The following is a 13,579-nucleotide window of genomic DNA, read 5'->3' on the forward strand; positions in this document are numbered from 1 at the left end:
CTACTTCACCCCCAGCCCTTCCGACAGGTAAACAAAGATCTCCTCTAAGAAATGTTCCAATTTTTTTGTATCTGTAACCTTACCAGCAAGAACATATCTTTCGCCCAAGTAGTGACCGATTCCCATGAAAATCATGGCGATGTAACTTAGAATACGTTCGGAATCTACATTATCAAGGTGTTCCATGTCCAAGTCCAGTTGACCATCTTGAATTGCAGTTTTCAGGGCTTTGCAGTAGGATTGAAAGATTGAAGAGTAGTATTCTTTTGCGATCTCCAAGTCAAGCGATTGACTTTCTCTCACGATTTTGTACATACTCGCATGGCTTTTGAAAAACTGAACAAAAGCATACAATCCAGCAATTTCCTGAATCAACCTTGGGTAATTCTTAACATTTTCCAGCGCCTTTCTGACGTTGTACCTTAATCCCTTGTTTATCCATCGAACCAGTTCACGTAAGATTTCCTTTTTGTTCTCAAAGTACAGATAAATAGTTCCAACTGCAATTCCAGATGACCTTGCGATGTCGTATATCTGTGTTTTTTGGTAACCATAAGTGCCAAAGAGCGTTTCTGAATTCGCAAGTATTAGTTCTCGCTTTTCGTCAATTTCTAGAACGTGCTTTTCTGGTTTGAATTCAAATATTTCCTTAGGAAGTTTTCGGGAACCTTTTTCTTTTCTTTGAAGACCGTTCATGATAAGTGAGATAAAGGCTTTCGGCTCTACTTCAACGTTCAAAAGATCGCCAAAGTTCACTACAAACCTTATAGGTGACCAGAAATAGAACTGCCCAACATCCGTTAGCCCATACTTTTCTGAAACAGAGTATATGAGCTCTTCGAACTCGTTTCGTAGCCATTCAAAATGGTACTCGTTAAGGTGAATCGCTTGAATTAAATCTTTGTTTAACCTACAAAATTCGAAGTATTTCAAAGCAACTTCCGTTATAGAATCACCATTTAGCGTTGTTTTGAGATTTTCCATCAATTCATCAACAATTTCTCTGAACAATTCGTCTTTATTAATGTAGTATTGATAAAAAGCGGCGGTGCTTAGACCAGCATGTTTAGCGATCTGAGAAATGGACACATCAGCAAAATTGTTTTCACTAAAAAGCTTAATAGCAGCCATTTTAAGCTTGCCTTTTGATTCAATTCCATCTACGCGCTGAGGTATTCGTTTCATCTTTTTTGAACCATTAGATAATTGTTCAGCTTTCAAAACGCCTTTTTTCAATACCGGTCCCTCCACACCTTCCCTAAGTGATTCAGTAAACATGGTAAATAATTCATGCTTTACAAAGAATTCGAATGTACTACATTCTGAAAGCGGTAGCAACTTGTTGATATCCCACACCGGATGTTAAGAAAATGACCACTTTTCCTTTCAACTCCTCGATTTTCCCTTCATCGAAAGCGTCGTCGTAAGCCATGTATACACACGCAGAGCCCGTGTAGCCGTATTTGTGCATAATCATGTGCGCTCTTTCAACAGGTAAGCCCAATATCTCCATAACCTTCTCTATCGTCTTCTTTCTCACCTGCGTGAAGAAAATCATGCCTATCTCGTCCTTCGTGATACTGTATTTCTCCATGAGCCTATTAATCAGCATCGGCCAGCCTTCTTCGTTAACCGTCGACGGATATGCTGCCCTAAGGTCTAATTTGTGGAGGCCTCTTTCGAAACCTGCCAAATTCATTGTACCAGCACCCATATAAATTCCCCAATTCTGCCACCAGCTGCCATCAGCACGTGCCACACTACCTATGTATCCTGGTTCATCAGATGACGTAAGTAAAAGTGCACCTGCACCATCGCTGAAAAGCGCTTCCCAAGAATATTTCCAACTTAAGAATTTCGTCATTGCGTACGTGCCTATTACAAGGACGTTTTTGTAATCCCCCATAGCGATGTATCTCGCAGCGATGTCGAGCATTAGTGCTCCATTCGCACACGAAGCATTCACGTTGAATGCGAGAGGTTCTGCCTTGTGTGCGCCTATGAGATACTGCACTCTCGGTGCATCCGGTGGGGATACAGATTCCGGAGTATCTGTACCAACGATTATTAGGTCAACTTCCTCAGGCTTCATACCGACTCGTGCAAGTGCTTTTTTTGCAGCTTCCGCTGCCATATATGTAGGTGTTTCCCAATCTTCAGAAACATGTCTGTGGTTGATACCAATCACATCAGAAAAATACGGATCGATAGTGAACATCGTAAGCTTTTCGAACTCAGCATTCGTCATGACTTTCTGCGGAACGTACATGCCTGAAGAAATGATCTTAGCGTACTTCATAACCAAACCTCCTATTCTTAAATAAAAATGTATTCTAACAAATACTTCGTTGAAAGGTGAATCATATGTCATATTTCATGTGAATCACCTTTCACATTATAACACCCGTAGCACGAAAGAACGATATATCGAAATAAGGAGTATTCCGGAAATAAATCGAAAGAGGTGATAATAGAAGTAGTATATTCTAAATATTGTAGTGTTTCTTCCTTATCCTGACTCTCGGAATGGGAAATAAAAATCCCGCCCTCAATGGGCGGGAAGTTGAAGCAACTTACAAATCTAAAGAACTCTCAAATCTCAAGGTAATTTTTTATATTACTATTTTCGTCAATAACGGGAACAATTTTCCCTTCTTTGGAAGTCATTATTATCACCATACCTGGTCCATGACCGGTCTTAAAACAATCTGAATGGACTACGACACCTATCGAAAGTGCTCCGCCTTTGTAGCCTCCAGCTCCATAGCCATTATAGTGGTCTGATATAGCAACTAAATCCCCGATACGCACTTTGTCAAGACCATACTTTTTTATTTCCTCCTTATCGAGCGTATTCATATCGTAGTCGGTTGCTGCAGGATTACCTGCCCCTATACCAGAGCCTGTCAAATGCGCAGGAACTACAGCGGTAACTGGCACGTGGAGTTTTCCTTTCTTGAGCTTTATTGGAATTTTTTCAAACAGGCATGGGTCTATGTTCATAACCTTCACTTCTGGATAATCAAGAAGTTCCAAACCCTGCCCCCACGCTTTTATCTGTATCTTATCACCAATTGCTAACTTTTCCTTTTCAGGGAACCAAATAAGAATGTGATCTATACCTCCATGTTTTCCAATCACGTAGCCTTTCATGCCTTTTGCATCTCCGGATACTACCGTTGCTTCATTTCCTATGCATGCAAGAGCCATGCATGTGGGATTCAAATCTTTGTCTTTGTTCTTTGTGCTAACATCAGGTTCGATGTGATCACCGTGCATTTTGAAAGCGTTATCACCAAGCCCGAAGTTGTAAGTAATGCCTCCAACTCCCGGAAAGTAGAACGAATTACCATCACCATCGACAACAGGCATGCGAACCACAGGATGCGCTACTTCAACCAATATCGAAAGCTGGACAACCTGGTCTTTGTTGGTTTTAAGTATATCCGTTGTTTTCTCTTTTTTTAGTTCACCCATGTCTTCATCTCCCTTCCATCTGTAAGGCTCTTCGAAAAACGATCTATGCAATTTTTACCACTTGCTAATGTGGATTTTCTTTTCATCAACTTCTTCCAAAACGTGTGTGTCTTTTTGCTCGTCAGGATAACCGATACCTATCACGCACAAGACCCTATAACCTTCCGGAATGTGAAGTATTTCTTTAATCTTGGCTTCAACGGAAATACCATCTTGGAAACGTTCGTGTGCGTGACCCCAGCAACTGCCAAGTCCGTTTTCAACGCACAGAAGCTGTATGTATGTGGCCACGATAGAAGCATCTGAAAGCCAGGTAGAACTAGCTTCGTTTGCAGCAACAACGATACATGCAGGTGCTGTTTCAAGAAATGAAAACGCACCCTGCCTTGCTTTTTTAATTTCTTGGATCTTATCTCTATCACTCACAATAACCAGATCAACAGGTCTTGAGTTTCGGCCACTTGGAGCTAACAGGGAGTATTTTGCAATCTCTTTTAATAAATCGAAAGGCACGCTTTCCTGTTTAAATTTCCTTATACTTCTTCTTTTCAAAATCACTTCCCGAAGTTCCATTCTGTTCCCTCCCCTCAAAAAACAAATTGAAAGATTAGTTCGCTATTCAAACTTTCCAATATTTATTATACTACTTGTCTTAAGTTTTTGAACGATAAAAAGAAAGCTGTACACTATGTTGAAATGAGAAACTTTTCGTCAAATATCAAAGGGAACCGCTAAGCCTCAAATTTAAACGTTTTTTGGGATATTTTCCTAAACTTGACAAAACCGATTTCAAATGGTAAGCTCAAGTTAGACAGTTGAATACTATTAGCCCGAGGGGAGCTCCTGAATGCGGGGCTGAGAGGAAGGAGTCAATCCTTCGACCCTTCGAACCTGATCCGGGTAATACCGGCGGAGGGATTGGGCAAAAATGTGAGACAACTTGTATTACAAGCAGAAAATCAAATGTAGAAAGGTCCCTCCGAAGATGAAATTCGGAGGGACTTTTTTTTACACACTAAAAAAGGAGGTTGAACAACTTATGGGGAAAGATCTTACGATTTCAAAGCTCATTGTTGAGAACTTCTTCGAAAAGCTTTCAAACGCCTTGGAAGTTGATGTGGCAATTGCCGGATGTGGTCCTAGTGCTCTCACGCTTTCACTGGAGCTATCTAAGAAGGGCTACAAAGTTGCTATTTTTGAAGCAAAAAACGAGCCTGGTGGAGGTATTTGGGGCGGTGGAATGATGTTCAACGAAGTCGTGCTGGAATCTGAACTGGAAGGTTATCTTAAAGAACTCGGTATAAGGTTCAAAAAATTCGACGAGTTCATCGTTACCGATTCTGTTCATCTTGCTTCAGCCCTGCTCTACCATACAACGCTTGCAGGGACGATGATTTTCAACAACGTGTTTGTCGAGGACTTGGTGATGTACGATAGGAGAGTTTCTGGAGTCGTAATCAACTGGACACCAACTTTAAGGGAAAAGCTACACGTTGATCCAATAAGCATTGTCTCAAAGTTCACGGTCGATGGAACAGGTCACCCAGCCAATCTCGTGAAATTGCTATCAAAACGTGGGATAATTTCATCCATTGGTGGTTCCACCGAAGCTTCCTACAACTTCGGAATAGTCGGATACGAGTTTCCGATGGATGCAGAAAACGGCGAAAGATTTGTTGTTGAAAATACAAGGGAAATCTACCCCGGATTGTACATTGTCGGAATGGCGGCCGTGAGCGTTGGAGCAGGGCCAAGGATGGGACCGATATTCGGAGGAATGATAATGTCCGGTCTAAGGGCTGCCGAACTCATATCCAACGAACTAAGAAAGATGGGAGGGAGCGACGATGAGCGATAGGTTCATGACACAAATGCAGATGGCTCGGAACAATATAGTTTCTGAAGAGATGAGAATCTGCGCGTTGGGTGAAGGAGTACCTGTCGAAGTGATTATGGAAAAGCTGGCAAACGGTCAGGCTGTCATTCCAAAGAACAGATTGCACAACATCAGTAAACCGAAGGTTATCGGTTCTAATTTCTCAGTAAAGGTGAACGCGAACATAGGAACGTCTTTTGGGTACTCGTCTCTCAAGGAAGAACTGGAAAAGTTGAACGTTGCCCTTAGTGCCGGTGCTGATTCAGTTATGGTGCTATCAACTTGGGGTAATCTATCGGAGATGAGGAGAATCATCGTTGAGAACTCACCGGTACCCGTTGGCTCGGTTCCCATTTACGATTCGGCGGTCAAAGCATATGAGGAAGGAAAGAACGTCATCGATTTTTCAGAGAAAGATTTTATAGACATGGTTTATGCTCATGCCAAAGATGGCATAGATTTCATGACCATCCATGTTGGAATCACTAAGGATGTGTTAAAAAAGCTCAAAGACAGTAAGCGGATTCTAAAGATCGTGAGTCGAGGTGGGGCTATTATCGCAGGATGGATGATAAAGAACAATAGGGAGAATCCGTTCTATGAGCATTTCGATGAGATACTTGATATAGCTGCGGAATTCGACATCACGCTGAGCTTAGGCGACGGGATGAGACCAGGCGCTGTGGTTGATGCAACCGACCCTCAGCAGTTGGAAGAGCTCTTTGTCATGAGTCAACTTGTGGATAGGGCAAGGGAAAAAGGTGTCCAAGTGATGTTAGAAGGTCCTGGACATGTACCACTGAACGAGATAGAAACCAACGTGAAGTTGATGAAAAAGATAGGTAAGGGAGCTCCCATATTCTTACTTGGCCCACTTCCGACAGACCGAGGAGTGGGGCATGATCACATAGTGAGCGCAGTTGGAGCCGCCTTCGCTGCTTATCACGGCTGCGATTTCATCTGTTACGTAACTCCTGCCGAACACGTGGCACTACCGGATGTAGAAGATGTTAAGTACGGCGTAATTGCTTCAAAGATAGCTGCGGTTATCGCTGATGTTGCAAGGGGCAATAAGAAAGCGCTGGAATTGGAACATCAAATGGCTTTGGCGCGAGCAAGATTCGATTGGAACAAAATGTTCGAACTCGCGATACATTCCGAGGATGCAAAAAAGAAACTGAAATCCAGACCATACGAGTCTGAAGGATGTTCCATGTGCGGTCCTTTTTGTGCTATTAAAGTCACTAAAGATTTTTCGGAAGGTAAGATAACAGTTATGATGTAACTGTTCAGGTGATGTGGCACTATGAGCTTGAAAAGAAAAAGAAAATGTGTTTCTACAAGTTTAATTCGAGCTAATGTCTCGCTTCTCAAAACTCTTCCAAATTCAACGCATTACGAACTTACCTTTTTCAAAAAGGAGGACCTTCCAGTTGTCCTTGATTTTTTAAATGAGAAGGGTGCTACTTTTGGTATTCACGCACCGTTTGTTTTCAGATACCAAGCTGTTCATCCCAATCCATCTTCGCTTTCAACCGAACTAAGAAAAGAAACTTATGAAAAGAACGAACAATGCTGCAAATTAGCAAAAGAGATAGGAGCTGAGTATGTCGTAATCCACTTTCCAAACGCAAAGCAAACAGAGAATTGGTTGAAGGACAAAAATATCTTGAAGGAAGCAATTGAACACGTTAGAAATTTGAGCAATTATTGTCAGGTAAGAATAGAAAACGTTTACTACAACGAATATTTCCACAACGCAAAAGACTACAGATGGTTTCTCGAGCAAACTGGTACAACTCTCTGTCTTGACTTAGGCCATCTGTTACTCGATAGCGAACGATACGGCTTTAGCACTGTGGAGTTCGTGGATGTTGTTGAAGAATACATCTCCGAAGTGCACCTTTACTACGCTGATTCAAAGGTTTACGAAAAGTGTCACCATGCCCCTTGGGGGTGTTCTGCGGAATTCAAAATACTACTCGAACGAATAAGGTCACTAAATTGCGATTTTACGCTTGAAGCATCGAACGATTGTCAAGAGGGACTTGAAAAACTTATAGCCTTTTGGGAGGGATTATGATGCTACTTGTGATATCTGGCTTTGACCCGTCTGCGGGAGCGGGTATACTTCAAGATATAAAGTCTGTTTCGCTTCTTGGGATAACGGCATTCGGGGTTGTAAGCTGTTATACCGTCCAAAATAGCGAGAGAGTTTTCTCTATAACTTTCAGGAAGTGGGAAGAAATTGAAAGAGAGTTGTCAGTTCTTCCGGAACCTAAGGTGATAAAAATCGGACTCATTTCACCTGAGTTTGTAAAGTTTATAAGAGAGAAGTTCCCAAATGCTAAAATCATTTGGAACGTGATTCTTAGCTCAAGTTCTGGTTACTTTTTTGAATCTGCCGAAATAGTGAAGGAAAATCTTGATTACGCAGATCTTGTTGTTCTAAACAACAACGAAGCTGAAAAGCTTCAAGTTCTCCACATAGCAGAGCGCGATTTTGATAAGAAGTTCGTAATAACATTTGGACATTCGAACGATCATTCTGACAGAATTTCTGTTTTGTACTCGGGCAAGTACTTTGCAGAAGAAAGAATAATCCACAATGGTAAATCGCACTTTCACGGCACTGGTTGCGCATTCAGTAGTCTGTTAGCAGGATTCATCTATTTTGGATATCCACCGAACGAAGCCATAACTGAGACAATGAGAATCATGAAAAAGATTCTCATACTCAGCGGAAAGGAGGAACCGTTGAGACAAGTACAGACTGAAAAACTTGCTCGTGAATGGATGAAATATGAAGCTTTGGAAGAACTCGAAGAGATAGTCGAAGAGCTTGTGACAATAGGAAAGTACACGGTACCTGAAGTTGGGCAGAACGTGTCGTATGCTCTGCCTTGGTCAGAAAATGAATACGAAGTAGCTAAATTCCCCGGAAGAATTAGGCTCAAAGAAGGAATTCCAACATTTGTGTCAGGACCTGCTTTTAAAGACAAGTCACACACAGCAAGAATGTGTCTAACAGCAAAGAAATACGCTCCACAGATTAGATGTGTTAGTAACATTAGGTACCTCCCTGAATACATAGAAAACGCAGTGAATGCTGGGCTGAAAGTTTTCAAGTACGACAGAGCAAGTGAGCCAGATGAGGTTAGAAATGAGGATGGAAAATCGATGGAATGGATGATAAAAAGTGCTGTGAGAACTTCGGAACAGATACCGGACATCATTTACGACGAAGGATGGTTTGGAAAAGAAGCGATGATAAGAGTTTTTGGAAGAAGTCCAAAAGATGTTATGGAGAAGATCAAAAAGGTCGTCGGAAAAACAACTCAAGTTAGGTTATAAAGAAACTCAAAAAACATTTTCTTAAGATAATTAAAAGTACTTCGGTTAGAAAAATAAAGAGAGTCGTTCACGGTCCATTTGTTAATTACGATGTTTCGGATATCTTTGCCAAGATACTTGAAACGACTATTGAATCTTGTCCAGTTGTTCAAAATTAAGTTTTTACCACTCAAAAATTGCGTCATTTCTCACTCAATTCAACAACAAGTGCCCTGCAAAGGGGCACTTGTTGTTGGTTTCATATTTTTTATTCAGCAAATTCTTCCGATTTTTTATTAATCGTTCTCACTCTTGGAACTCTATCAATGCGTACTTTCCGTTCTTTCTGTAGAGCATATTAATTTCTCCGGTATCAACATTCCTGAAAACGAAGAACTGATGTTCCATGACGTCCATTTGGGCAATCGCTTCTTCCAGCGAAGCTTGCATAAGATAAACTCTTTTTACACTGTCAATTTTGTCTTCTTCGTCTTCAATTTCATACCTGGGAGAAAGTTCTTCGGCCATCGCTTCTGTTAAACCTTTCACACTCGATTTGTGGTAGGACTTGTGCAGTTCTCTTTCTCTTTTAATTGCTTTTTCAAAATTATCACATGCGATGTCGATAACTCCATAAATGTCGTTTGCTTTTTCCTGGACAACAATATCCTTACCGTTAATGTGTGTCATCAATCTTAAGGTATAGTATGGTCCGTCTTTGTCAAAACGTGCTTCAATGTGCACGTCATCCCGTGAAACGAACATTCCTAGAGCTCTTTTCACCTTTTCAAGTTTTCTGTCGAGGTAACTTTCGATAGCTTCTGAGAGTTCAAAGCCGCGAGCGAATGTCTTGACGTCCATAGAATCACCTCCGTATGATTTGTTCGTTCAGCTCGGTCACAAGTTCCATCGTGTAGAAAGACAGAGTGATGAGGAAATATGAAACAGTTTTACCAACAAGTAATTTCTCTTCGCCAAGAATGAATTTCTTCGCAGTCAAAATCAATGCTATGATAAGTGCAACGGTTACAAGGAAAAGGAATGGAACGAAGTAAGACATGAAAGCAAAAATCAAAGTGAACGTAAGATAGAGATTGGCAAGTGCGTAAAGTTTTTCATCCGTATTCTTAAACCACTTAGAAATTACAATACTTACTCCAACAACACCTATAAAGAAGACAGTGTTCGCAATTCCAATGAAAACTTTAACCACCGGATGGTCAATGAAGAAAAACGCGTTCGAGATAATGGAGAGAACAAATCCTATTGAAAAAATCACGGCTGAGAACACGATAAAATCCTTAGAGGATTTTTCTTCAATAACGCTGTTCAAATAATCTTTAATCATCAATCAAAACCCCCTTCCAACAACTAGGCCGAAGACTTCTGGCCCAACATGAGCAGCTATTGCAGGTCCAATTCGCGCCACTGAGTGAACATTGAATCCTTTCAAAAGTTTGTCAAGATATTCTTTCATGTGAACAACTCCGTATCCACCAATTACTATCGGATTATCTACTTTTGCCATGAACTCTTTTGTTAGCTCCCTCATTCGGTTTATAAGTCCGTCATGGGTTCGTTCCATCCCGAGTGAAGCTGTATAACCTTCGTCGTTCGTTGTGAGTATAGGTTTGATTCTTAAAAGTTTTCCGAGCAACGCTTTAGCATGACCTATTCTTCCACCACGCTCGAGATACTCAAGCGAGGAAACGGAAAAAACTAATAGACTCTCCTTAACAAATGTATCAACTATCTCTTGAGTTACTTTGATGCCATTTTCGGCGGCGTTGATCACGCGCTGTAACACGTAAGTTGTCTTTACGCTACCACTCTTCGAGTCAAGGACAGCCACGTTTTTCAGTCTCTCATCTTTGACAATAGACGAGATGGTATCATATGTTCCACTCAATTTTTGCGAGATAGTGACCACGTAAACATCTTCGAATTCTTTAGAACATTTTTTCAACTTGTCCCTCATCATTTCTGGATTCGGTTGAGAGGTCGAAACCTTCGCCCCAGCGAGGCAAAACTCATAGAACTGTTCGTCAGTAATAGTAACTTTATCGATATATTCCTTACCGTCCACATACACACGAAGTGGAAATACGTCAGTTGGGACCCCGAAATCAAAGCCAGGCTGGTAATCTACAGAACTGTCAAAGAGGTAAATATTTTTCACACAGATCCACCTACCTCGTTGTGCAATAATAACGCTGGGAATCAAAAATCCAAACCTACGAGTATTCCAAATCCTTCTGTCCCAACATGTGTTGTAACAGCTGGTCCTATATCAACAAAGTATGGTTTAACATCGTACATTTGTGCTACTTCGTACACAAAATCCTTATATTCTTCCGTTCCAACTGCCCCATAAACCCTTATTCCCCTATTTTTTTGCCTGGCCTTTTCAACAAACTCTTGAACCTTTTCTCTAATAATGTCTTTCACCTTTTTGATGCCAATGGCCTTTTGTACTAATTGAACTTCTCCATTTCGCGCTATAGTAAGTATAGGTTTGATGTGCATCATTTTACCTATCAACGAGGTAACTTTTCCAATCCTTCCACTTCTTTGAAGCTGTGTTACGTCAAAAACGGAAATCAGAAAGAGAGAATCATCTCTATAAGATATTATATCATCTTCTTCTATTTTTTTGCCAAGCGATATATCATTTACCATCCTCTCTAAAACGTATGTATTTTGAATACTAACGGTCTTTGAATCAAAAACGAACACGTTCTCGTATTTGTTCGCTATTGTGTAAAAAAGGTTATACGTTCCACTGAGTAAAGAGGAGATGGATAAAACATAGACAACGTCATATTCTTTTCGTAGTCGTCCCAGCAAATCCTCGACAAGATCCACACGTGGTAGAGAGGTCTCTACTTTTTCACCCCTATTTAGCGCCTCAAGAATCTTATCCGTTATCTCTTCTGTGTCATCAAACTCTTGGTCGTTTATGAAGACCCGGACAGGCACGGTGTATATATCAATGTTTGGACGAAAATCGTCTCTTAACTTTGTAGTGCTGTCTATCACTATGGCACTCTTCAGATGAATTCACCTCTTCAAAGAATTTGTAATTTTGCATTGCCGATCAGATATAAGCGCATTGCAAGACTTGTCTACGTCTTTTTATTCCTCTTTTCGAAATTTGTGAGGATCAAACTCCTCAGGTCTTCCAACTTCCTCTGTGAGTATAACAACGGTGCTGCTTCCATCACAGTGGAGAAAGCCATCGATAACCTTGAGTTTCTCCTCGCCACTTTCTGTCTGAATACGAACATCAGATATTGCCAGTTTTGTAATAATGGGTGCTCTCTTATCGAGAACACCCATCTCTCCTTCGACAGTTTTAAAAACTATCAATTTGGCATTGTCGAATTCAACAATTTTATACGGAGTTACTATTTTTATCTTCATCGAAATCAACTCCTAAGCAGTATCATTTCCTCTTTATCTTTTAAATAACAGCTGACTTCATAAGTTTTTTCGCTTTTTCAACAGCCTCATCTATTGTTCCAACCATATAGAATGCAGCTTCTGGTAAGTCATCGTATCTACCTTCCAATATTTCTTTGAAACCCCTTATTGTTTCTTTTATTGGAACATAGACCCCTGGGATTCCAGAGAACCTTTCTGCAACGTGCGTTGGCTGTGTGAGGAATCTCTGGATCTTTCTCGCCCTTTGAACTATCAATTTATCTTCTTCAGAAAGTTCTTCCATACCGAGTATAGCAATTATGTCTTGCAAATCTTTGTACCTCTGCAGCACTTCCTGAACACCACGTGCAACTTCATAATGCTCTTTACCAACGATGTTTGGATCAAGAATTTTAGAAGTGGAGTCAAGTGGGTCAACAGCCGGGTATAGACCAAGCGCTGCGAGTTGCCTTGAAAGAACGATTGTAGCGTCAAGATGTGTAAATGTTGTGGCAGGCGCCGGATCCGTGATATCGTCAGCAGGAACGTAAATAGCTTGAACAGATGTAATAGATCCTTTCTTAGTTGATGTTATTCGTTCTTGGAGTTCACCCATATCAGTTGAGAGTGTTGGTTGATAACCGACGGCTGATGGCATTCTTCCAAGTAAGGCTGAAACTTCGCTACCAGCCTGGACAAACCTGAATATGTTATCTATGAAAAGTAACACATCTCTACCTTCCACGTCTCTGAAATATTCAGCTATTGTCAATGCAGTTAGTGCAACCCTAAACCTCGCTCCAGGTGGTTCATTCATCTGGCCGAAGACAAGAACTGTGTTGTTTAAAACCCCTGCTTCTGTCATTTCAAGGTAAAGGTCGTTTCCTTCCCTTGTCCTTTCTCCAACACCTGCAAATATGGAAAATCCATGGTGCTCGATCGCTATGTTTCGGATCATTTCCATAACAAGAACGGTTTTTCCGACACCTGCACCGCCGAAGAATCCGATCTTACCCCCTTTTGGGAATGGGGCAAGCAGGTCTATAACCTTCAAACCTGTTTCGAGAATCTCTATCTCAGTTTTTTGTTCTGTCATACTCGGCGCAGGCCTGTGAATTGGCCAATATTCTATGTCCTTCAATTCACCCTGCTCGTCGATGGGTTCACCTATAACGTTAAACATTCTTCCCAAAACTCCACGGCCAACAGGAGCTTTGATTGGTTCGCCAGTGTTCTCTACTTCTAACCCACGAACTAAACCATCTGTGCTGTCCATAGCAACGGTCCTAACGATGTTGTCACCTATGAGTTGTTCAACTTCAAGAATAAGTTTCTTGCCTGTTTGCGGGTTTATTACAACGAGCGCATCGTATATGTCTGGTAAATCTCCTTCTTGAAATTTCACGTCCACAACAGGTCCTATTATTCTTACAATCTTACCTACGGACTTTTTGGACACGCTTACCACGC

Annotated in this window: 14 protein-coding genes and 1 riboswitch; of the genes, 4 read left to right on the forward strand and 10 right to left on the reverse strand. The window is 41.1% G+C overall.

Features of this window, described 5'->3' with window-relative positions; all coding sequences use genetic code 11:
* From NA23_RS03520 to NA23_RS03535, 4 genes are all read right to left on the reverse strand, one after another.
* Positions 1 to 1,236 carry a TetR/AcrR family transcriptional regulator gene (locus NA23_RS03520; RefSeq protein ID WP_236938527.1) on the reverse strand — a complete coding sequence of 412 codons (1,236 nt, stop codon included), beginning with the start codon at positions 1,234 to 1,236 and terminating at the stop codon, positions 1 to 3.
* A 79-nt stretch (positions 1,237 to 1,315) separates the two neighbouring features.
* Positions 1,316 to 2,299 (reverse strand): 3-oxoacyl-ACP synthase III family protein, encoded by a 984-nt coding sequence (locus tag NA23_RS03525; RefSeq protein ID WP_033191088.1) that lies wholly within the window; start codon positions 2,297 to 2,299, stop codon positions 1,316 to 1,318.
* A 293-nt stretch (positions 2,300 to 2,592) separates the two neighbouring features.
* Positions 2,593 to 3,477 carry a DUF4438 domain-containing protein gene (locus NA23_RS03530; RefSeq protein WP_052107252.1) on the reverse strand — a complete coding sequence of 295 codons (885 nt, stop codon included), beginning with the start codon at positions 3,475 to 3,477 and terminating at the stop codon, positions 2,593 to 2,595.
* Positions 3,478 to 3,531: 54 nt separating this feature from the next.
* Positions 3,532 to 4,050: a nitroreductase family protein gene (locus NA23_RS03535; RefSeq protein ID WP_033191087.1), complete on the reverse strand. Its 519-nt coding sequence runs from the start codon at positions 4,048 to 4,050 to the stop codon at positions 3,532 to 3,534.
* A 250-nt stretch (positions 4,051 to 4,300) separates the two neighbouring features.
* A riboswitch (TPP riboswitch) is annotated at positions 4,301 to 4,413 on the forward strand.
* Between the two features lie 103 nt (positions 4,414 to 4,516).
* Between NA23_RS03535 and NA23_RS03540 the strand changes: the two genes are divergently transcribed.
* The 4 genes from NA23_RS03540 to NA23_RS03555 are packed head-to-tail and all read left to right on the forward strand — an operon-like array spanning position 4,517 to position 8,707.
* The gene (locus NA23_RS03540) at positions 4,517 to 5,335 is read left to right on the forward strand and encodes a sulfide-dependent adenosine diphosphate thiazole synthase (RefSeq protein WP_033192405.1); all 819 of its coding nucleotides are present in this window, start codon (positions 4,517 to 4,519) and stop codon (positions 5,333 to 5,335) included.
* A 4-nt stretch (positions 5,336 to 5,339) separates the two neighbouring features.
* Complete coding sequence (gene thiC, locus NA23_RS03545; protein ID WP_033192404.1) at positions 5,340 to 6,638, forward strand: phosphomethylpyrimidine synthase ThiC; 1,299 nt, start codon at positions 5,340 to 5,342, stop codon at positions 6,636 to 6,638.
* Positions 6,639 to 6,659: 21 nt separating this feature from the next.
* Entirely contained in the window at positions 6,660 to 7,436 is a 777-nt protein-coding gene (locus NA23_RS03550; protein ID WP_033191086.1) for a TIM barrel protein, read from the forward strand.
* On the forward strand, positions 7,436 to 8,707 hold the full coding sequence (locus NA23_RS03555) for a thiamine-phosphate synthase family protein (RefSeq protein WP_033191085.1): 1,272 nt from the start codon (positions 7,436 to 7,438) through the stop codon (positions 8,705 to 8,707). Before NA23_RS03550 ends, NA23_RS03555 begins: the two co-directional genes overlap by 1 nt.
* 285 nt (positions 8,708 to 8,992) lie before the next feature.
* Here NA23_RS03555 and NA23_RS03560 read toward each other — a convergent pair whose 3' ends face one another.
* The 6 genes from NA23_RS03560 to atpD all read right to left on the reverse strand — a co-directional run bounded on the left by NA23_RS03560 (position 8,993) and on the right by atpD (position 13,568).
* On the reverse strand, positions 8,993 to 9,547 hold the full coding sequence (locus tag NA23_RS03560; protein ID WP_033191084.1) for a ribosome hibernation promotion factor: 555 nt from the start codon (positions 9,545 to 9,547) through the stop codon (positions 8,993 to 8,995).
* Positions 9,548 to 9,551: 4 nt separating this feature from the next.
* Complete coding sequence (locus NA23_RS03565) at positions 9,552 to 10,034, reverse strand: hypothetical protein (RefSeq protein WP_033191083.1); 483 nt, start codon at positions 10,032 to 10,034, stop codon at positions 9,552 to 9,554.
* 3 nt (positions 10,035 to 10,037) lie between these two features.
* On the reverse strand, positions 10,038 to 10,865 hold the full coding sequence (locus NA23_RS03570) for a DegV family protein (RefSeq protein WP_033191082.1): 828 nt from the start codon (positions 10,863 to 10,865) through the stop codon (positions 10,038 to 10,040).
* A gap of 41 nt (positions 10,866 to 10,906) precedes the next feature.
* A complete protein-coding gene (locus NA23_RS03575) occupies positions 10,907 to 11,725 on the reverse strand; it encodes a DegV family protein (RefSeq protein ID WP_236938531.1) in 819 nt (272 codons plus the stop codon).
* 96 nt (positions 11,726 to 11,821) lie between these two features.
* Complete coding sequence (locus tag NA23_RS03580) at positions 11,822 to 12,109, reverse strand: F0F1 ATP synthase subunit epsilon (protein ID WP_033191081.1); 288 nt, start codon at positions 12,107 to 12,109, stop codon at positions 11,822 to 11,824.
* A gap of 40 nt (positions 12,110 to 12,149) precedes the next feature.
* Positions 12,150 to 13,568, reverse strand: a complete 1,419-nt coding sequence (gene atpD / locus NA23_RS03585; RefSeq protein WP_033191080.1) for a F0F1 ATP synthase subunit beta — start codon at positions 13,566 to 13,568, stop codon at positions 12,150 to 12,152.
* Positions 13,569 to 13,579 lie beyond the last annotated feature (11 nt).

It is taken from the genome of Fervidobacterium islandicum (genome assembly GCF_000767275.3).
GTDB lineage: Bacteria > Thermotogota > Thermotogae > Thermotogales > Fervidobacteriaceae > Fervidobacterium > Fervidobacterium islandicum.

What these genes read in the sequence shown, in the direction of transcription:
- NA23_RS03525 (WP_033191088.1), bottom strand. Translation starts at nt 2,299, where the DNA reads ATGAAGTACGCTAAGATCATTTCTTCAGGCATGTACGTTCCGCAGAAA.
- NA23_RS03530 (WP_052107252.1), bottom strand. Translation starts at nt 3,477, where the DNA reads ATGGGTGAACTAAAAAAAGAGAAAACAACGGATATACTTAAAACCAAC.
- NA23_RS03535 (WP_033191087.1), bottom strand. Translation starts at nt 4,050, where the DNA reads ATGGAACTTCGGGAAGTGATTTTGAAAAGAAGAAGTATAAGGAAATTT.
- NA23_RS03540 (WP_033192405.1), top strand. Translation starts at nt 4,517, where the DNA reads ATGGGGAAAGATCTTACGATTTCAAAGCTCATTGTTGAGAACTTCTTC.
- thiC (WP_033192404.1), top strand. Translation starts at nt 5,340, where the DNA reads ATGACACAAATGCAGATGGCTCGGAACAATATAGTTTCTGAAGAGATG.
- NA23_RS03550 (WP_033191086.1), top strand. Translation starts at nt 6,660, where the DNA reads ATGAGCTTGAAAAGAAAAAGAAAATGTGTTTCTACAAGTTTAATTCGA.
- NA23_RS03555 (WP_033191085.1), top strand. Translation starts at nt 7,436, where the DNA reads ATGCTACTTGTGATATCTGGCTTTGACCCGTCTGCGGGAGCGGGTATA.
- NA23_RS03560 (WP_033191084.1), bottom strand. Translation starts at nt 9,547, where the DNA reads ATGGACGTCAAGACATTCGCTCGCGGCTTTGAACTCTCAGAAGCTATC.
- NA23_RS03565 (WP_033191083.1), bottom strand. Translation starts at nt 10,034, where the DNA reads ATGATTAAAGATTATTTGAACAGCGTTATTGAAGAAAAATCCTCTAAG.
- NA23_RS03580 (WP_033191081.1), bottom strand. Translation starts at nt 12,109, where the DNA reads ATGAAGATAAAAATAGTAACTCCGTATAAAATTGTTGAATTCGACAAT.